This is a genomic window from Ilumatobacter fluminis (assembly GCF_004364865.1).
In the GTDB taxonomy this organism is placed as follows: domain Bacteria; phylum Actinomycetota; class Acidimicrobiia; order Acidimicrobiales; family Ilumatobacteraceae; genus Ilumatobacter; species Ilumatobacter fluminis.
Map to the genome: position 1 here is coordinate 461844 of NZ_SOAU01000001.1, position 18814 is coordinate 480657.

Below are 18814 nucleotides of genomic sequence, written 5' to 3' on the forward strand. Positions count from 1 at the left end.
GCGCCGGCCGGGGAGCGCTAGCTTCGGCGGATGCCGATCCGGTCAGGCCGCACGATCGAACGGGCGCGTCGAGCGCTGGGTGATCACGCTGCGGACTCGCCGGCGTGGTCCGATTTCGGAGCATCGGTGATCGCCGTACTCGCCGAGCTCGTCCCGTTCGACGCTGCCGTCGTCTCCATGATCGACCCTGCCACCGGCCTGCTGACGAACATCGTCCGGTCGGGCATCGACGACTCGCAGGACGAGTTGTTCATGCACATCGAGTTGACGCACCCCGACCCGATCACCCTGACGACGCTGGCAGGCGAACCGCTCGGGGTCGGCATCCTGGCGGATCACGTCGCGGGCGACCCGTACAGCAGTCCCCGCGTTCGCGACCTCCTCGCGCCGCACTTCGGCCTCGAACACGAGATGCGCGGCGTGGTTCGGTCCGGTGGACGGATCGTCGCCGCGTGCGGGCTCTACCGATCGGCAGGACGGCCGGGGTTCACCGCGGACGAGGCGATCGCACTGTCGGCGCTGGAGGATGCGATCGCGAATGGAGTCCGGCGCGCTCACGGTCAGACGGGCAGCGAGCACGAGAGCGACACGGCGGTCGGCGCCGACGACCGCGGTGCGCATCCCGGTCCTGCGGTCATGATCCTCGACGCCGACGGGCGAGTTCTCGAATCGACACGAGCAGCGGAGGCGCGAGCGCAGCTGATGAGTTCGGCCGGGGACGGCGTCCCGCACGCGGTCCGCATGGTCGCCGCCGCCGGACGCGCCCAGGCGGCCGGACACCCGGTGTCCCCGGTCGCCCACGTCCGTGGTGTCGACGGTCGGTGGTTCGTGGTGAGCGCAGCACCATTGGGGAGCGACGCGGGGCAGGTTCGGACCGTCGTCACGATCGAGCCGGCCGAGACCGGTCGGACCCTCGATCTCGATCTCGACCTGTACGGTGTGACGGCGCGCGAGCGCGAGGTCGTCCGGGAGGTCGTCGCCGGTGCGAGCAGCGTTGCGATCGCTGGATCACTCGGGATCTCGGCGCACACGGTCCAGGATCACCTCAAGTCGGTGTTCGCGAAGGTCGGCGTCACGAGCCGCCGAGAACTCGTCGCGACCCTGACGGGCAACCGGGTCTTCTCCGGCGCCGACCGGCGCGCCGTCTGATCTCGTCGCACCCGGTGCCGGGGGAGCGACGAACCGGGTCGTGAGTGCGAACCGGGGGAACGAGTCGTCGGGGCGACCTCCGGAACCCAGGGTCAGGTGACCGCCGGTAACGCCTCGCCCTGGGGCGAGTCGTCACCTCTGGCACCTGACCCGCAGCTGAGCGAGGCGCCACCTCTGGCCCTTGACCCGCTGGCCCGCGGTTGGGGTCAGTTGACTTCGATGGGGCTTTGGCTGACCTCGTTGCCGTCGGTGTCGAAGGTGAAGATCTCGAACCACGCACGGGTCGGGTCGCCGGTGACGCTCGAGAAGTCGACCCGGCCCGAGAGGCCGTTGTAGTCGATGCCCAGGTCGCGACTGATGAGGTCGGCGCACGCCGAGAACGTCGTGCAGGCACGACCGCCGGTACTGACGGCCGGCATCTGCCGGCGGATCTCGACGGGGCTGTCGGAGCCCGCGTCGGTCGCCGCCAGCGCGATCAGGTTGACGCAGTCGATGGCGTGTGGCACGAAGAAGCCCATCTCGTCGTCGCCCGACGCCGTTCCCGACTGTGGTGCGAGCCCGGTGAGCTCGTCGCGGAAGTCGTCGGACAGGCCCTGGATGACCTGCCGGGCCTGCCGGATCGAGTCGTTGATGATCACCTCGGGCGGATCGTCGGTCTGTGCGTCGAGCGCGGCGAGGAGTCGGCTGCCGTCGTCGGCGTCGCCGAGCACCACGACCACGCCGGGGTCGACGGCGAGCAGGTCGGCAGCGACCGAGCCCAGGTCGCCCTGGTCGCCGCTGAACCCGATCGATTCGGCGATGTTGAGCGGGCGACCCTCGAGTGCATCCTCGAACGCGTCGGAGAGGCCACGGCCGTACGGGTCGTCGAGGTAGCCGACCGACACGGTCAGGGCGCCGGTGCGCTCGGCCACTCGGGCGATGGCCGCCATCTGCAATGTGTCGCTCGGGGCCGTGCGGAAGAAGAACTGGTTGTCGGGGTACGCGTCGAGTCCGCGTGCCGTCGCCATGGGCGAGCAGGTGACGACACCGTTGTTCGCATCGACCGCCGGGCCGAGGCCCGTCAGCGCCACCAGCGACGACGCCGGCCCGATGATGGCGTCGACGTCGTCGTCGAGCAGCGTCTCGATCGGTTCCGATCCCTCGTCGGCCGAGACCAGTTCGATGTCTTGGCCGAGCACGCCGCCGTTGTCGTTGATGAGCGCCACCGCCTCCTCGACGCCGGCGATCAGGGGCGGGCCGAGTGACGCCCCGGCACCGGTCAAGGGCAGATAGACGCCGAGCGTCAAGGTGCCGTCGTTCTCGCGCTCGACCACCGTGGTGGTCGTGACGGCCACGGTCGTCGACGGGGCGGGATCGTCGTCGCCGCCGCTGCACGCCGGGAGCACCAGCGCCGCCCCGACCATCGTCGCGAGCGCGAGTCGCGTCCGGGACGGGGGTCGAGCAGCGGTCGGCACGGGCTTCACGATAGAAGAGAGGTGTGGCCGACGACGTGCAGCTCCCCGAACCAGCGGCCGACCTCCTAGCCGTCGCGGCGCGGGTGACCGCCACGTGGCTCCGGCGCAGCATCGAACGCGCCGCCGGAGCGGGTGGGGTCGACACGGGCGACTGGGACGATCTCGACCGCGTCGTCACCGACACCGCGTCCGATCTGCTCGATGCCCTCGAGCGGCTCTTGGCGACCGACGTCGACGAGCAGCGCAACAACCCGCTGTCGCTCTACCGCGGCGCGATCGAAGCGCCGACGGCGCTGCTCCGAACGCACGGCGTGCCCGAACCACACATCGACCGGTTCGCCGCCGACCACTTCCCGGACGACCCGTACCAGCTCGGGCCGGCCACCTGGAACGACATCGACGACGAGCTCCAGACCCCCGGCCTGACGTGGGGTGCATGGAAGGCGATGACCGTGCTCCGGCGTCGTCGCGAGGAAGGGCTGCGTTGACGATGTCCACACCGGACGCCCGGCGTTCTACGGTTGCGTCGTGACCACGACCGCCGCCAGCCGCGAGATCGACCAGGCGTGGAAGGCGCGCGAGGCAGCGCTCGCCGATCGCAGCATCGGTGGTCGTGAGTACTGCCACCGTCTGGCGATCGCGACCGACGCCTGGATCGCAGCGCTCGCCCAGCAGGCACGTGACGACCATCCGCGTGCACCGAAGTTCGTGCTGGTCGCCGTCGGCGGATACGGACGCGGAGAACTGTCGCCGCAGAGTGACATCGACCTCGTCCTCATCCACCAGAGCAAGCAGTCGATGGAATCGGTGGCGTCGGCGATCTGGTACCCGATCTGGGACGCCGGATTGAAGCTGGGGCACGCCGTCCGCACGTTCGACGATCACCTCGAGTTGGCCAAGGACGACCTCGACACCGCGACGGCGCTGCTGACGGCCCGTCCGATCTGGGGCGACGAGAAGATGGGCGAGGCCGTGGTCGAGGCCGGTCTCAAGAACTGGACGAAGCGCAAGAAGCGGTGGCGGCTCGAACTGGCGCGCCGCGTGCTCGAACGACAGACCAACGCGGGCGACGTCGCCTACATCCTCGAGCCCGATCTCAAGAACGGACACGGCGGCATTCGTGACGCCCACTCGCTCTGGTGGGCGGAGTGCGGCGGCCTCGTGCTGAGCAAGGAGGACAACGCGGCGTTGAACGAGTGCTACGACGTGCTCCTGTCGGCGCGCGTCGCCCTCCACCTCGCGACCGAACGAACCGGCGACACCCTCCGGCTCGAAGACCAGGACGCCGCGGCAGCGGCGGCCGGTGCCGAGAGTGCCGACGCGTTCATGGCCGACATCGCCGCCGCCGCCCGCACGGTCGCCTGGGTCGCCGACGAGGCCTGGGGCCGCGTCGACAAGGGCAAGGGCGGGGCGCCGCGCGAAGTCGCTCCCGGCGTCATGTACATCGACGGTGAGATGGAATTGGCGATCGACGCCGACCCGTCGATCGATCCGACCTACATGCTGCGCATCGCCACGGCGGCGGCACGGCAACAGGCCCGGATCGGCCGCAAGAGCCTCGATCGGCTCGCAGAGGTGCTGCCGGAGTGGCCGAGCCGTTGGCCGGCCGGTGCCATCGACAAGCTGGTCGCGCTCCTGCTGGAAGGGCACGCTGCGATCGACGTGCTCGAAGCGCTCGACCAGAAGGGTCTGATCTCGCGGATGCTGCCCGAGTGGGAGCCGTTGCGGTCCAAGCCGCAGCGCAACGCCTATCACCGCTTCACGGTCGACCGGCACTTGTGGGAAGCAGCGGCCAACGCGAGCGAGCTCGTCGACATGGTCGGTCGCCCCGACCTGCTCGTGCTCGGGGCGTTGTTCCACGACGTCGGGAAGGGTTACCCCGGCGATCACACCGAGGTGGGCATGGCGATGATGCAAGAACTCGGACCCCGCATGGGCCTGTCCGAGGCCGACACGGCGATCATCATCACCATGATCGAGCAGCACCTGCTGTTGCCCGACGTCGCCATGCGCCGCGACCTGTCCGATCCGGCGACGATCACCCACGTCGCGGAGCGGGTCGGCAGCCAGGACGTGCTCGAGCTGCTCCACGCGCTGACGATCGCCGACTCCAAGGCGACCGGCCCGTCGGCGTGGGGGAGCTGGAAGGAACAGCTGGTGCAAGAACTCGTCGAGCGGGTCTCGCACGTGGTGGGTGGCGGCGACGTCGCCGACGCCACGTGGACGCTGTTCCCCGACGCCGAGACGCTGGCGCTCATGGCCACCGGCGACCCACACGTCGTCGTCGACGGCACTCGTCTGCTCGTCGTGTACCGCGACTCGCCCGGCATCTTCAGCCGGATCGCCGGCGTCGTGTCGTTGCACGGTCTCGACGTGCTCGCCGCGCGGGCCCACTCCGACGAACCCCAGCTCGGCCGCGTCAGCATGGGCGCATCGGAGTTCCGAGTGCAGATGCCGCGCACCGGCGTCGAGTGGGAACCGGTCGTCGACGATCTCGAGAAGGCGCTGCACGGGCGCCTTGCCATCGAGTCGAGGCTCGTCGAACGCGCCAAGACGTATCGCCGTCGGCGGACCCTGCAGGCGGCCGACCCGGGGCCGCCTCGTCTGACGTTCCACGATCACGCGTCCGACGATGCGAGCGTGATCGAGGTGCGCTGTCAGACCAAGATCGGCATCTTGTACCGGATCGCCAAGGCGCTCGCAGAGGTCGGGCTCGACATCCGCCACGCCACGGTGCAGACGATCGGTTCCGAGATCATCGACACGTTCTACGTGCGCGATTGGAACGGCGACCAGATCACCGACCCGGGGCACCGGGCCGAGATCGAGCGAGCCGTGCTGCACTCGATCGGCTGATCGTGCGCTCGGCGCCGCGTGTAGCGTCGCAGCCGTGACGTCCCAAGCGCCCGAACCCCGCGATCTCGCCCGCTGGAGCAGCTCGCTGGCCGCGATCGCCCGGACCGGCATGGGCTTCACCGAGAACCTCTATGAGCGGGAGCGGTACGAAGAGGTGCTCCACATCGCCGCCGACATCAAGGCGGCCGCCGCCGAGATGGAGGAAGCCGCCGAGATCGAACGCGAACAGGACCACTTCGTCCAGGAGTGGCTCGAGAACATCGGCGAAGGCGTGCCCGGCTACGTCACCCCGAAGATCGCGGTCGGCGCGGTGGTCGGCAACGACGACGGTGAGATCCTGCTGGTGCAACGGGCCGACTCCGGTATCTGGCTGTACCCGACCGGGTGGGCCGACGTCGGCTACTCGGCATCGGAGGTCGCCGTGAAGGAGGTCTCGGAGGAGACCGGCATCGAGTGCGAACCGGTCAGCCTGATCTCGGTGATCGACGGTCAGCGAATGGGGTTCTCGCGATTCGCGATGTACATGCTGCTGTTCCACTGCCGGGCGACCGGCGGCGAGCTGCGCACCCATCCGCTCGAGACGAGCGACGTCGGCTGGTTCGGCCCGACGTCCATGCCCGAGGCCACCGCCGGCGCCAGCTGGTGGGGCCCCACCGCCTTCGCCGCCATCACCGGCGACCCCACCCCCGCCAGATTCGACCCACCCCGAGACAACGTCTGGAGAACGTGACGAGTGGGGTCGGATAGGTTTCGTCGGGACCGACGAAACGTATCCGACCCCACTCGTCACGAGGCTCGGCCCTCCGCAACGTGGGCGTCAGGCGAGCACGACCAGGACGAACGCAGTGCGCCGCGGACAGAGTCCGTGAAATCGGATATCAATCGTCCTGGTTGCGGAGGAACTGTTCGACTTCGTCGACGAGGATGCCGGGGTCGGTGTCGTCGATCGACTCGAACGTCTCCTCGTCGAGTTCGGGCTCGTCGTCGGCCATCTCATCGACCATCTCCTCGAGCCGCGAGACGTAGGTGACGAGGTCGTCGTCGTCGGAGATCAGGGCGGCGACCTTCGCGTCGTAGTCGGCGATCTCGGACGCGACGCCGGCCACCGGCGCCGGGGTGCCCATCATCGTGCACGACTTCTCGAGCAGGGCGAACGTCGCCCGCGGCGACGGCAGCTGTGCGGCGTAGCCCGGAACGGCCGCCCACAGCGACGCCGTCGGGAAACCGTTGTTCGACAGGGCTTCGTGCAGCACGCCGACGATGCCGGTCGGGCCCTCGTAGCGCGAACGCTCGAGATCGAAGCGGTCGATCAGGTCGGGGTCGGTGGCCGTTCCGATCACCTGGGTGCGGCGCGTGTGCGGCACGTCGGCGAGGAGCGCACCGAGCGTGAACGCCATGCGGGCGCCGACGCGGTCGGCGATCACGACGATCTGCTCACAGAACGTGCGCCACTTCAGCGCCGGCTCCGGTCCGAGGACCAGCACCACGTCGGTGCCGGGCGTGGTGGCGCCCCACACGCCGACGGTCGGCCACACGATCGACCGGTTGCGTTCGTCGTCGAGCGTGACGTGCGGCCGGACGGTCGCGAAGTCGGTGAATGGCTCGGGGTCGATCTCGGCGAGCGGCACGGCGCCCGACGTCTCGATCAGGGTGCGGACGGCGGTCGAAGCCGCGTCGCCCGCGTCGTTCCAGCCGGTGAACGCCGCCACGACGACAGGGTTCGTGAGCGAGATCGCGTCGACTCCGGGCAGCCATCGCACGTGCTCCATCGGCCTCACACTACCGGCGTGTACGAGGGTGCCTGTCCGTGTCGGGCGTCGGTCGCCGGGTAGCGTCGGGCCGCGTGACCGTCGAGATCAGCCAGTGCTCGCACGTCGACGACGAACTCGTCGCGGCGTTCGCCCACCTCATCCCGCAGCTGTCGTCCTCGTCGCCGCCGCCCGACGCGGAAGCGCTGGGTGCGATCGTCGACAACCCACACTCGGTGTTGTTCCTCGCTCGCCTCGACGGCGCGATCGTCGGCAGCCTGACGCTCGCGTTCTACCGCATCCCGACCGGGGTGAAGGCGTGGATCGAAGACGTCGTCGTCGACGACGTGGCACGGGGGAACGGCGTCGGTGAGGCGCTGAACCGGGCCGCGCTCGACGAGGCCGCACAACGTGGCGCCAAGAACGTCAGCCTCACCAGCCGCTCCACCCGCGAAGCCGCCAACCGCCTCTACCAACGCATCGGCTTCGAGCTCTACGACACCAACCTCTACCGCTACAAACTCTGACCAGAAGGGGTCAGGCACCTTCTGGTCGGTCGATGGTGACCGCACAGGTCCTGGCGAGCACAGAAGGTGCCTGGCTGGGTTCCGAGGGTCGTTGCAACACCTTGATCTTTTGGAGGTGTTCATGCCGAGACAGCGTGTTGCTGATGAGGTTCGTTGTTGGGTGTGGTTGTTGGTGGCCGATGGTCACACACAAGCTGGGGTGGCTCGACGGTTCGGGTTGTCTTCGACAACGGTGCGTCGGATTGCTCATGATCCCGAGGTGGAGAAACAGGTTCGTGACACATCAGTGAGCCGGTTGACGTTGACCGACCGGGAAGAGATCTCTCGTGGGATCGTGGAAGGGGTTTCCAACGCTGAGATCGCGCGTCGGATTGATCGGCATCGTTCAACGGTGGGCCGTGAGATCAACAACAACGGTGGCCGCGACGAGTATCGGGCGGTTGCTGCGCATCTGGCCGCTCAGCAGCGTGCGAAGCGACCGAAGTTGTTCAAGTTCGAGCAGTTCCCGTTGCTGGCGATGGTGGTTGCGTGCTGGCTTGATCTCGAGCAGTGGTCGCCGGAACAGATCAGTGCCAGGCTGGTGCTCGAGTTTCCCGACGACGAGACGATGCGAGTGTCCCCCGAAACGATCTATCGAGCGTTGTATGTGCATGGTCGGGGCGGGCTCCGTAAAGAACTCGCTGCGTGTCTACGTACTCAACGTCAGCATCGCCGGGCCCGCCCGGTCACGGCTCGGAACCGGGACCAGTCCTCGATCCCGGACCTGGTGTCGATCGCGGAACGTCCCGACGACATCGAGGACCGTCTGGTGCCTGGCCATTGGGAAGGCGATCTGATCATGGGTCGCAACAACGGCTCCCAGGTCGGCACGCTCGTGGAGCGCACCACCGGACTCGTGATGCTGTCCAAACTTGGCACCAAACAAGCCGATCACGTCGCGGACGCGATCGCAGCACGTGTCCGAACCCTGCCGGCCGTGCTGCAGGGAACACTCACCTGGGATCGCGGCACCGAAATGGCTGCTCACCGCCGGTTCACGATGGCCACCGACATGAAGGTGTACTTCTGCGACCCGCACGCTCCCTGGCAACGAGGCAGCAACGAAAACATCAACGGGCTGCTACGCCAATACCTACCCAGAGACAGTGACCTGTCCCAGTTCAGCCAAGAACAACTCGACGCGATCGCTCACAAACTCAACAACCGGCCACGCAAACGCCACAGCTTCCTGACACCATTAGAAGTCTTCGACCAACTCGTGTTGCACTGACCACTGGAATCCAGCCTGACCCCTTCTGGTCAGGTGTCGACTTCGCCTTCGGCTCGGCGGAGATCTTCGGCGGCTTGGCGGACCTGCCAGTCGCGGTCGGTGAGGGCGCGTTCGATGGCGGCGGCCACCTCGGGGCCCTCGAAGGGGGCGAGCGCGAGCACCGCCCGTCGACGGATCTGTGGCTTGTCGTCGCAGGCCTGCAGGATCGCCGGCAACCCGGCCGGGTGACCGATCGCGCCGAGCGCCGCAGCGGACGCCTCTCTCACGAGCGGTGCATCGTGGTCGGTCGCGAGCGTGGCGAGCCGCTGGACCACCGCGAGGTCGGGGTCGTCGCTCGTCTCGAGCTGTTCACCGCACGCCCAGGCCGCGACCTCGACCACGTCGGGGTCGGCGTCGTCGAGGGTGGCCAGCAGGTCGACGTCGGGACGGCGGGCCGCCAGCTCGGCCGCCCGGCGGCGCACCAACGTGTCGGGATCGAGCAATGCCTGACCCAACAGGCCGCCGTCGAGCGCGTCGCACCGTTCGAGCGCACCGAGCGCCGCTTCGCGCACGCGCCCTTCCGGGTCGCCCCACGCGGCGCGTGCGGCGTCGGCGTCGCCGGTGTGGCCGGCGAGGACGGCGGCGCGCCGTCGGGTCGAGGTGTCGGTGCTCACTGCTGCAACAGGTTGGTCATCCAGATCACGGCCCACGCGACTGCGAAGGCGGTGATGATGGCGGACAGGACACCGATCAGGACGGCGATCCCGCCGCTCGTCGCGAGCGCCACGATGCGTCGAATGATGCCGGGTCGTCGGTAGATCGGAGCGTCGACGTGATCGACGACGATGCCGGACGAAGAGCGAGCTGAGACGCTGCGTGGTGTTCGCGGCTCGGCTCTGGCAGGCTTACGCCACCCGGTCAGCAGGAGAGCGGCGATCGCCAGACCGGCGATGAATGCGGCTCTCACCGTGAGACCGTCGACCGAAAGCGCGAGTGTGACCGACACCAGACCACAGACCCTACCCCCGCCGCCTCCATCGGGCGGGGCGCCGCTCACCCACGTCGAGACGACGGGTGAGGCGGCCGATCGGGTCGGTCTGACGGTCGGTTCGTCCCGCCATCGGCTCTGGACGTTCCCGCTCGTCGCCGTGTCGTTCCTCGTGCTCGCGTGCATCGCCGTGTTCGCCGTGCTGCCGTCCGACTGGGTCGCCGAGGAGTACAACGCACGGGTCGACGAGATGCAGCCGGCGCCATATGCGCGGGTGCCCGCGTCGGCGCAGCCGGTCACCGACCGGATCGCCGTCGGTCAGATCGACGACGTGGCGCCGCAGTACCCGCCCGAGGGTGACTTCTACTTCGTGACGATCACCGAGCCGTCGCAGTCGATCCTGTCGTGGCTGGTCGGTCGCAACGATCCGGCCATCCAGTTCCTGACCGAGGAAGCGAAGTACGGCTTCCAGACGCCGCAGCAGCGTCGCACGTTCGCGCTCGAGCAGATGCGCACGTCCGAGCAGGTCGCCCAGTTCGTGGCCCTCCAACGGTTGGGATACGACGTCGAACTCGTGCTCGGCGACGTCCTGATCCAAGACATGGTGTGTCTGGTGCCGAGCGAGGACGGCCTCGAGTGTCTCGAGTGGAGCCCGTCCGACGAGGTGCTCGACCCGGGCGACCGGATCCTCGAAGTCGACGGTGAACCGATCGACGGGGTCGAAGACCTGAGCCGCCTGCTCGAGGGACTCGAGCCGGGCGACACGGTGCCGATGCTCATCGAGCGACCCGGCGACGGCGAGATCGAGGTCGACGTGGAGCTGACGTCGTCGCCCGAAGAACCGGACCGGACGATCGTCGGCTTCTACCCGTTCGACACACGTCGGGTCGAGCTGCCCTTCGAACTCGACATCGACACCGGCACGATCGGCGGCCCGTCGGCTGGGTTGGCATTCACTCTGACCTTGATCGACGAGTTGAGCGAGGGCGAACTGACCGGCGGCGGGCGAGTGGCCGTCACCGGCACGATCGAACTCGACGGGTCGGTCGGCGCCATCGGTGGCCTCCGGCAGAAGGCATCCGCAGTCGCGCAGACCGGCGTCGATCTGTTCATCGTGCCGGCGAGCCAGAGCGACGAGGACATCGAGGCGGCACGCGAGTCGGGCGGCGACGACCTGACGATCGTCCCGGTCGCCACCCTCGACGAGGCGCTCGAGGTGCTGGCCGAGTACGGCGGCGACCCGATCCCGGCCGTCGCAGGCTGACGACCCGGATCGGCCGGCCGGCCGGGCTTGTGGATTCCTCGCTCCGCGTGCTCTGATTGACGCCATTGGCGGCCGGGCGGCGTTTACGCTGATGGGATGGCTGCATCACTCTCGCGCCCAGACCCCTCCTCACCGTCGTCGGTGGCCGAGGCGTCGTTCAACACCGCGCGTCGCGGCTTCAATTCCGACGAGGTCCGCGCGTTCCTGGTGTCGGTCGCTGCCGAGATGGGCCGGTTGCAGGAGCGCGAGCGTCAGCTCGAAGCCGAGCTCCGCCAGGCCAAGGAAGCGGTCACCGATGTCGAACTCGACGACGACACGGTGACGAAGATGCTCGGTGAGGAAACCCTGCGGGTGCTCCAGACCGCACGCGAGTCGGCGTCGCAGATCCGTGTCCGGGCCGAGGAGAACGCCGCCCGCACACTGCGAGAAGCCGCCGAGGAAGCGAACCGTCTCCGCCAGGACATCGAGGTCGAGGTCGCCCGCAAGCGCCAGGACGCCACCTCCGACGCCGAAGCCGAAGTCGCGCTGGCCAAGCAGCAGGGCCGCGAGATGGTGAATGAGGCTCGGGCGTATCGCGAGCGGGTGCTCGCCGACCTCGATCGCCGCACGACGCTCGCCCGTCAGCAGATCGAGGAACTGATCCACGGCCGCGATCGCCTCCTGCAGGTGTTCGAGCGGGCCCGGCTGGTCGCCGTCGACGTCACGAGCGAGCTGAAGGCGGTCGACTCGCCCGACGAACTGGTCAACCTGGCGCCCACCACCGGCCCCGTCCCGATCATGGTGCCGCACCAGCGGCAGCCCGAGCCGGAGCCCGAGCCCGAACCGGCGGTCGACATCGACTCGACCGACGCGATCGACGTGCCCGATCTGACCGACACGATCGACGACGACACCCAGAGCGACGACCTCGGGCCGACTCACGACGACACGGTCGCCGACGAGGTGCCCACCGACGACCCGGCCGACGCCGCCGAGACGGTCGACGCGGACGATGACACGACCGCGATCGACTCCGACGACGCAGTCGACACCGGAGACGCGATCGACACCGATGAAGCGATCGACACGGTCGAGATCGTCGAGTCGGCCGAGGACGCCGCCGAGACGGAGACCGTCGACGTCACCGACACCGACGAGTCCGACGACAGCGATGAGCACGACGACAGCGCCGACGCCGTCGACTCGCCTGATGATCAGGCCGACGACGAGACGCCGTCGAAGGACGACACCAACGTCGTGTCGCTCTTCCGTGGCCGTCCGACCCCGGCCGAGACGGCCGTCGCCGACGATCACCCCTCCACCGAGGTCCCCGTCATCACTGACGAGACCCCGGCTCCGGCCGGCGAACGCACCGACAAGCCCGACGTCGGCGGCATCTTCGAGCGCCTCCGCCACGAGGTGCCACACGCGTCGACGACCGTCGAACCCGACGCAACGACCGACGCACCGGCCGACGACCCGCACGACGAGGTCGAGCCCGACGAGGTGACAGCCGACGCCTCCGACGAGGTCGAGGCCGCCGCAGCGCCGACGCCGTTCACCCGACGCGAAGAGGCGCTCGTCCCGCTGATCGTCGCCGGCGCCCGCCGCCTCAAGCGAGTCCTCGCCGACGAGCAGAACGAGGCACTCGACACCCTGCGCCAGCGCGAACCCGTCATCGCCCTCGACGCCGTCGCCCCCGCCCTCGACGATCACGCCGCTGCCTACACCGCCGCCCTCGCCGAGGAGTTGCTCGAGGCAGCGGTCGCCGGGGCAGCCGAAGCCGGCGCCAACGACACCAAGAACCTGCGCACCAAGCTCGGCAAGGCAGGCGCCCTCGACGACGCCCATGAACGTCTTCGGCTGGCGCTCGTGACCCCACTGCGCGACCGGCTCGGTCGGGCGATCACCGACGGCGACGGCGACAACGACGACATCACCAAGCGGGTCCGTGCGGTCTACCGCGAGTGGAAGACGCAGCACATCGACGACGAACTCGACGACGTCTTCCGGCGTGCGTTCGCCGGTGGGCTGGCCGTCACGGTCGAACCCGGCACGCCACTGATGTGGACGATCGACCCGTCGACGTCGGCGTGTCCCGACTGCGAGGACAACTCACTGTCGGGCGCAGTCCCGTCGGGCGACGCGTTCCCGACCGGCCATCAGGCGGCGCCGGCGCATCCCGGCTGTCGGTGTCTGACGCTGCCGCAGTCCTGAGCGGCAGCCGAGTCGTCGGCGCCGTCCGACGTCCCGCCGTCGACGGACCCCGTTAGCCTCCAGGGCGACATGGCCAGCGATACCGACGTTCCACGCCCTGGCTTCCGGTCCCGGATCACCGGCCGCGCCATCCTCATCGCCCTCGGGGCGCTCTTGTTCGTGGTGGTCGTCTTCGGCCGCGCGATCGCGAACTTCTACGTGAGCGCCCTGTGGCACGACGCCCTCGGTCGCAGCGACGTGTTCTGGGGCCAGATCGGCGCCAAGATCACGTTGTTCGTGATGTTCCTCCTGATCTTCCTGGTCATGGCGTTCGTCAACCTGTGGTTCGCCGACCGTGCGGCACCCACCGAGTTCCCGGCCAACGTGCATCCGTACGTCGAGCGGTTCCACGAGGTGTTCGGGCACCGTCTCCGTCTGCTCCGCTACGGCACGGCGCTGATCCTCGCCCTGATGCTGGCGCTGCCGGCGGCGTCGCGCTGGCAGGAGTGGCTGCTGTTCCGCAACAGCAAGTCGTTCCCCGACTCCGATCCCCAGTTCGGGGTGAACGTCGGCTTCTACGTGTTCGAGCTGCCGTTCCTCACGTTCGCGATCGACTGGCTGTTCGCCGCCCTCGTGATCGTGCTGATCCTGACGATCGCCGCCCACCTCCTCAACGGTGGCGTGCTGTTCACCTCGGCGACGCCGACGGTGCGGTCGTCGACCAAGGTCCACGTCGCCGTCCTGCTCGCGATCCTCGCCGCCGTCAAGGCCGGCGACTACTGGCTGTCGCGCTACGAGCTCACCAACGACACCCGCGGCTTCGTGCAGGGCGCCACCTACACGGTGGTGAACGCACAGATCCCGGCGCTGATGCTGCTGGTGCTGATCGCCCTGACGACGTCGGTGCTGTTCCTCTCGACCATCCGATTCGATCGTTGGCGTCTGCCGATCGTGGCGTCGGGCCTGTGGCTCGTGGTCCTGATCGGTGGTGCCGTGATCTACCCGGCTCTCGTCCAGTCGCTCGTGGTCCAGCCCAACCAGGAAGAGCGTGAGTCGGTGTACATCGCCCGCAACGTCGAGGCGACACGGGCGGCGATGGGCATCGCCGACGTCGAGACCGTGCCGATCGAGTTCCAGCGTCTGACCGCCACCGACGTCGAGAGCGACCTCGAGCCGATCCGGAACGTGCGTCTCCTCAACCCGACACAGATGCTGCCCCGCTTCTCGTTCGACCGCGGTGAGGTCGCCGGTCTGAAGATCGACGACCTCGACGTCGACCGCTACGAACTCGACGGCGACGTCGAGCAGGTGTTGGTCACCGCTCGTGAGCTCGACCTCAACAACATCCCGAACAAGAGCTGGCAGGGCGAGCACCTCGTCAGCACCCGAGGCTGTGGGCTCGTGCTCGCGTCGGCCTCGCAGGTGACCGAGGCCGACCGCCCCGACTACCGGACGCCCGAACTCGATCGGCCGCAGCTCTACTTCAGCCCGTCGATCAGCGGCTACGCGATCGTCGGTACCGAGGTCAACGAGACGCCGTGCGGCGGCACCGGCCAGTACGAGGGCGACGCCGGCGTGGAGATGTCGTCGTTCTTCCGTCGGGCCGTGTTCGCGCTCGGGTTCCTCGACTACAACATCGTCGGCTCGGGCGCCATCGAGAGCGACAGTCAGATCCTGTGGAACCGCTCGGTCGAAGACCGGCTCGAGACGCTCGCACCGTTCCTCGACTACGACGGCGACCCCTACCCGGTCGCGGTCGACGGGGGCGTCGTGTGGGTGGTCGACGCCTACACCTCGACCGGGCGCTACCCGTACGCGCAGCGCATCGGTGACGTGCAGCTCAGCCGCGAGACCGGCCTGTCGAGCAGCGACAACTACGTGCGCAACAGCGTGAAGGCCACGGTCGACGCCTACACCGGCGAGGTCACGTTCTACGCCATCGAGGACGAGGACCCGATCCTCCAGGCGTGGAGCTCGGCGTTCCCCGACCTGTTCACGCCGGGCGACGAGATGCCCGACGAGCTCCGTGAACACCTGCGCTACCCCGAAGACCTCTTCCGGGTCCAGACCGACCTGTACTCCAAGTACCAGATCGCACCGCAGAACTTCTTCCAGCGGATCGGCGCCTGGTCGGTGGCGCAGGCACCGTCGGTCGACCGACGCGAATCCACGGTGACCGCGGCGACCGCCTCCGACCCGACGAACGTGCAGACCGAGTTCGCCTCCGAATCGGACGCCGAACGGTTCATCCCGTACTACACCATGTTCCGCGACGAGGAGACCGGCGAGGAAGAATTCGTCATCCTCCGCCCGTTCGTGCCGTTCTCGACCGACGACCGACGCACCGAGCTGCAGGCGTACATGACGGCCTCGAGCGACCCCGACACGTATGGCGAGATGACCACGTACGTCGTCGAGCAGGATCCGCTTCCCGCCGGCCCGCTGCGCGTGGCCGACCAGGCCGAGTCCGACTCCGACATCAGCCCCGAGCTGAGCCTGCTCGCGAACGACGAGACGGGTACCCAGGTGAAGTTCGGCGACATGCAGCCGATCCCCGTCGCCGACGGCCTCGTCTACATCCGTCCTGTGTACGTCGTGGCGAGCGACGTGACCGAGTTCCGCCTCGTGATCGTGTCGCACAACAACCGGTCGGTGATGGAAGAGACGCTCGACGCGGCGCTCGCCCGCCTGTTCCCGGGTTACGAGGGAGAGGTCGGCGAACGGATCCCCGATCCCGACGACGTCGGCGACGGCGACTCGGACGACCCGGGCGACGACAGCGAGACCGGTGAACCCGCCGACACCGACGAGCCCGACGAGCCGTCGGTCATCACCGGCGACGCCGCCGAGCTGGTGTCGCAGGCCGAGGCGCTGTACAACGAGGCGCAAGACCTCCTGCGTGACGGCGACCTCGGTGGCTACCAGCAGAAGATCGACCAGATGGGCGAAGTCCTCGCCGCCCTCGCCGCCGAACTCGACTCGTAGCACCGCCGGGTCGGTCGGATGATGTCAGACATCATCCGACGTTGCCGCCGCTCGGGCCCACAACCGACCGGTCGGATGATGTCTGACATCATCCGATGTCGTGCCGCTGGGTGCGTCAGCTGCGCTTGAGGCGTTCGGCGAGGTCGGCCATGTCCTGGCGGAAGGCGATCTGGTAGCGGGCCTGCTCGTTCGCCAGCCGGGTCTGGGCCTCACGCAGCTCCTCGACGACCTCGTCGGTCGGGGGAGCGTCGCCGCCGATCGCGTCGATGTCGTTCGAGATCTCCGAGATCTGGTTCGCCAATTCGGTGCTGATCGAGGTGATCCGGGCATCGACCTCGTCGAGCCGGGCCGTCAACCGCTCGACCATGTCGCGCACCTCGGCCAGCTCGCCGGCGTCGGCGCCTGCCGTAGCGGGTTCGGGTCGTTCGTCGAGCCGCTGGCTGATGCGACCGACCTCTTCGCGCACGGCGATCATCTCGGCCGGGTCGACCGTGGGTTCGACCGGGCGTTCGTCGACCCGGGTCGACAGGCGCAACATGTCGGAGCGCAGCTGGTCGACCTCGGCCTGATCGACCCCGCCCGGCTTCGGCGGCGGTTCGGTCGGTGGCGAGGTGAGTGGTGTGTCGAGACGCTGCTGGATGCCTTGCAGCCGTTCGTCGAGCTGCTGCTTGGCGGCATCGGCCGCACTGAGGCGCTGACTCATCGACTGGATCTCGGCCCGCAAACGCTCCATCTCGGCGGGGTCGGCACGCTTCTTGAACAGTCCCATAGCTCCGGGCGCCACCGTACCGGACGGCGACGATCGGAACAGGTTTGACCCGGGTTACTGACGGGTAGACCACTCTCGTACACCGTCAACGTCCCCCAAGGAGTACGACCATGACGACCACCGTCGTCCGCAAGATCTACGACTTCAACAAGGCCGTTGTCGACGCGTCCGTCGACACCGCCCGCACCGTGGCCGGCGCCGTCGGCGACGGCTTCACCAACGCCTTCCACATCTTCCGTGACACCGGCGCCACCGTCGTCGGCCAGGCACAGTCCGCCACGGAGCGCACCGTCGACCAGGCGTCGACGAGCGCCAAGCAGGTGGTGGGCCAGGCCCGCTCCGCCGGCGAGCGCACGATGAACCAGGCGTCGAAGGGCGTCAAGGAAGTCACCGGCCAGGCCCGTGCCCAGGGCGAGCGTGCGAACGAGCAGCTCGACCGGGTCACGGAGCGCACCGCCGAACGGGCGATCGACGCTGTCGATCCCAGCCCGTCGAGCGGCACACCGTACGAGCAGTGGTCGAAGGCCGAGCTGTACGAGCGGGCCCAGGAGCTCGAGATCGACGGCCGCTCCGGCATGTCGAAGCAGCAGCTCATCGAGGCGCTCCGCAGCGCCTGACCCATTCCCCCCACCGCAGCCGCCCAGCGGCTGCACTGACCGCCCGCCCCTTCTCCTTCCGCCCCGGGGCGGGCGGTCCCGCGCCCGGGCGGCCGTTCCGGAACGGTGGCCATACCGACGTAGCCTGTCGTGCCATGGCATCCGTGGACGCGAACGGCATCACCATCGAATACGAACGAGAGGGTGAGGGCGATCCGCTCCTGCTCGTGATGGGTCTGGGCGGTCAGCTGTCCGACTGGCCACAGGGCTTTCGTGACGCGCTGACGAGCCGTGGGTTCGAGGTGATCCGTCTCGACAACCGTGACGCGGGCCTCTCGACCGAGTTCACGTCGGCGCCGCCCACCACCGTCGACCTCGCCAAGGCAATGGTGTCCCGCCGATTCGTCGACGCCGAGTACCTCCTGGCCGACATGGCTGCCGACGCGGTCGGCCTGCTCGACGCACTCGGCCTCGACTCGGTGCACGTGGCCGGCATGTCGATGGGCGGCATGATCTCACAGACGCTGGCGATCGAGTACCCGTCCCGCATCCGTTCGATGACGTCGGTCATGTCGACCACCGGCAACCGGCGGGTCGGCCAGCCGAAGGCGAAGCTCGTCCGCACCATGGCGAAGCGTGAGACGCCGACGCCCGAGACGGCGGTCGAGCAGAGCGTGGAGTTCTTCCGGCTGATCAGCGGTCCGACCTTCCACGAGGAAGACTTCCGGGCGCTGGCGACCGAATCGGTGAGCCGCAGCTTCCGCCCGGCCGGTACCGCCCGTCAGACGGCGGCGATCTTCGCCAGCCCCGACCGGACACCGGCCCTGAAGCAGCTCGACGTGCCCACGCTCGTGATCCACGGCATGGTCGACCCGTTGGTGCGCCCGAGTGGCGGCATCGCGACGGCCAAAGCCGTGCCCGATTCGCGTCTGCTGATGTTCAACGACATGGGCCACGACCTGCCCCGCACCCGGTGGGACGAAATGGCCGACGCCATTCGCCAGAACGCCGACCGCGCCGCTGCCGCCGAGCAGCAGGCAGCGGCTTCCTGACG

Annotated in this window: 16 protein-coding genes; 11 read left to right on the forward strand and 5 right to left on the reverse strand. The window is 68.6% G+C overall.

Annotated elements, in window-relative coordinates:
- Positions 1 to 30 precede the first annotated feature (30 nt).
- Positions 31 to 1149 (forward strand): helix-turn-helix transcriptional regulator, encoded by a 1119-nt coding sequence (locus BDK89_RS01995; protein WP_133867363.1) that lies wholly within the window; start codon positions 31 to 33, stop codon positions 1147 to 1149.
- A 206-nt stretch (positions 1150 to 1355) separates the two neighbouring features.
- Here BDK89_RS01995 and BDK89_RS02000 read toward each other — a convergent pair whose 3' ends face one another.
- Positions 1356 to 2603, reverse strand: a complete 1248-nt coding sequence (locus BDK89_RS02000) for an ABC transporter substrate-binding protein (RefSeq protein ID WP_133867364.1) — start codon at positions 2601 to 2603, stop codon at positions 1356 to 1358.
- Positions 2604 to 2626: 23 nt separating this feature from the next.
- Here BDK89_RS02000 and BDK89_RS02005 point away from each other — a divergent pair, with 23 nt between their 5' ends.
- Genes BDK89_RS02005 through BDK89_RS02015 form a run of 3 tightly spaced genes read left to right on the forward strand, consistent with a single transcriptional unit; the run spans position 2627 to position 6189 of the window.
- A complete protein-coding gene (locus BDK89_RS02005) occupies positions 2627 to 3091 on the forward strand; it encodes a hypothetical protein (protein WP_133867365.1) in 465 nt (154 codons plus the stop codon).
- Positions 3092 to 3131: 40 nt separating this feature from the next.
- Positions 3132 to 5459: a [protein-PII] uridylyltransferase gene (locus tag BDK89_RS02010; RefSeq protein ID WP_133867366.1), complete on the forward strand. Its 2328-nt coding sequence runs from the start codon at positions 3132 to 3134 to the stop codon at positions 5457 to 5459.
- Positions 5460 to 5493: 34 nt separating this feature from the next.
- Positions 5494 to 6189 carry an NUDIX hydrolase N-terminal domain-containing protein gene (locus BDK89_RS02015; protein ID WP_243839070.1) on the forward strand — a complete coding sequence of 232 codons (696 nt, stop codon included), beginning with the start codon at positions 5494 to 5496 and terminating at the stop codon, positions 6187 to 6189.
- Positions 6190 to 6337: 148 nt separating this feature from the next.
- Here BDK89_RS02015 and BDK89_RS02020 read toward each other — a convergent pair whose 3' ends face one another.
- Entirely contained in the window at positions 6338 to 7228 is an 891-nt protein-coding gene (locus BDK89_RS02020) for a PAC2 family protein (protein ID WP_133867367.1), read from the reverse strand.
- 74 nt (positions 7229 to 7302) lie between these two features.
- On the opposite strand from BDK89_RS02020, the gene BDK89_RS02025 reads away from it, so the two are divergent.
- Together BDK89_RS02025 and BDK89_RS02030 are read left to right on the forward strand one after the other, a co-directional pair.
- A complete protein-coding gene (locus BDK89_RS02025; RefSeq protein WP_133867368.1) occupies positions 7303 to 7734 on the forward strand; it encodes a GNAT family N-acetyltransferase in 432 nt (143 codons plus the stop codon).
- A 121-nt stretch (positions 7735 to 7855) separates the two neighbouring features.
- On the forward strand, positions 7856 to 9004 hold the full coding sequence (locus BDK89_RS02030; RefSeq protein ID WP_133867369.1) for an IS30 family transposase: 1149 nt from the start codon (positions 7856 to 7858) through the stop codon (positions 9002 to 9004).
- A 29-nt stretch (positions 9005 to 9033) separates the two neighbouring features.
- On the opposite strand, the gene BDK89_RS02035 is transcribed toward BDK89_RS02030, so the two are convergent.
- Positions 9034 to 9657, reverse strand: coding sequence for a HEAT repeat domain-containing protein (locus tag BDK89_RS02035; protein WP_133867370.1), 624 nt, complete (start codon positions 9655 to 9657; stop codon positions 9034 to 9036).
- A complete protein-coding gene (locus tag BDK89_RS21550; protein ID WP_166657311.1) occupies positions 9654 to 9950 on the reverse strand; it encodes a hypothetical protein in 297 nt (98 codons plus the stop codon). The genes BDK89_RS02035 and BDK89_RS21550 overlap by 4 nt, the downstream gene beginning before the upstream one ends.
- 28 nt (positions 9951 to 9978) lie before the next feature.
- Between BDK89_RS21550 and BDK89_RS02040 the strand changes: the two genes are divergently transcribed.
- The 3 genes from BDK89_RS02040 (at position 9979) to BDK89_RS02050 (ending at position 16395) form a co-directional block, all read left to right on the forward strand.
- A complete protein-coding gene (locus tag BDK89_RS02040; RefSeq protein ID WP_166657312.1) occupies positions 9979 to 11235 on the forward strand; it encodes a S16 family serine protease in 1257 nt (418 codons plus the stop codon).
- Positions 11236 to 11331: 96 nt separating this feature from the next.
- Positions 11332 to 13431, forward strand: coding sequence for a DivIVA domain-containing protein (locus tag BDK89_RS02045; RefSeq protein ID WP_133867372.1), 2100 nt, complete (start codon positions 11332 to 11334; stop codon positions 13429 to 13431).
- A gap of 69 nt (positions 13432 to 13500) precedes the next feature.
- Positions 13501 to 16395, forward strand: a complete 2895-nt coding sequence (locus BDK89_RS02050) for a UPF0182 family protein (protein ID WP_133867373.1) — start codon at positions 13501 to 13503, stop codon at positions 16393 to 16395.
- A 115-nt stretch (positions 16396 to 16510) separates the two neighbouring features.
- On the opposite strand, the gene BDK89_RS02055 is transcribed toward BDK89_RS02050, so the two are convergent.
- A complete protein-coding gene (locus BDK89_RS02055; protein ID WP_133867374.1) occupies positions 16511 to 17164 on the reverse strand; it encodes a GumC domain-containing protein in 654 nt (217 codons plus the stop codon).
- Between the two features lie 110 nt (positions 17165 to 17274).
- Here BDK89_RS02055 and BDK89_RS22315 point away from each other — a divergent pair, with 110 nt between their 5' ends.
- On the forward strand, positions 17275 to 17781 hold the full coding sequence (locus BDK89_RS22315; RefSeq protein WP_243839071.1) for a Rho termination factor N-terminal domain-containing protein: 507 nt from the start codon (positions 17275 to 17277) through the stop codon (positions 17779 to 17781).
- A gap of 134 nt (positions 17782 to 17915) precedes the next feature.
- The gene (locus tag BDK89_RS02065) at positions 17916 to 18812 is read left to right on the forward strand and encodes an alpha/beta fold hydrolase (protein ID WP_133867375.1); all 897 of its coding nucleotides are present in this window, start codon (positions 17916 to 17918) and stop codon (positions 18810 to 18812) included.
- The last annotated feature ends 2 nt before the right edge of the window (positions 18813 to 18814 follow it).

Excerpts from the sequence above, each read along its gene's own strand:
- BDK89_RS02030 (WP_133867369.1), top strand. The coding sequence starts at position 7,856 with ATGCCGAGACAGCGTGTTGCTGATGAGGTTCGTTGTTGGGTGTGGTTG.
- BDK89_RS01995 (WP_133867363.1), top strand. The coding sequence starts at position 31 with ATGCCGATCCGGTCAGGCCGCACGATCGAACGGGCGCGTCGAGCGCTG.
- BDK89_RS02020 (WP_133867367.1), bottom strand. The coding sequence starts at position 7,228 with ATGGAGCACGTGCGATGGCTGCCCGGAGTCGACGCGATCTCGCTCACG.
- BDK89_RS02050 (WP_133867373.1), top strand. The coding sequence starts at position 13,501 with ATGGCCAGCGATACCGACGTTCCACGCCCTGGCTTCCGGTCCCGGATC.
- BDK89_RS22315 (WP_243839071.1), top strand. The coding sequence starts at position 17,275 with ATGACGACCACCGTCGTCCGCAAGATCTACGACTTCAACAAGGCCGTT.
- BDK89_RS02045 (WP_133867372.1), top strand. The coding sequence starts at position 11,332 with ATGGCTGCATCACTCTCGCGCCCAGACCCCTCCTCACCGTCGTCGGTG.
- BDK89_RS02065 (WP_133867375.1), top strand. The coding sequence starts at position 17,916 with ATGGCATCCGTGGACGCGAACGGCATCACCATCGAATACGAACGAGAG.
- BDK89_RS02055 (WP_133867374.1), bottom strand. The coding sequence starts at position 17,164 with ATGGGACTGTTCAAGAAGCGTGCCGACCCCGCCGAGATGGAGCGTTTG.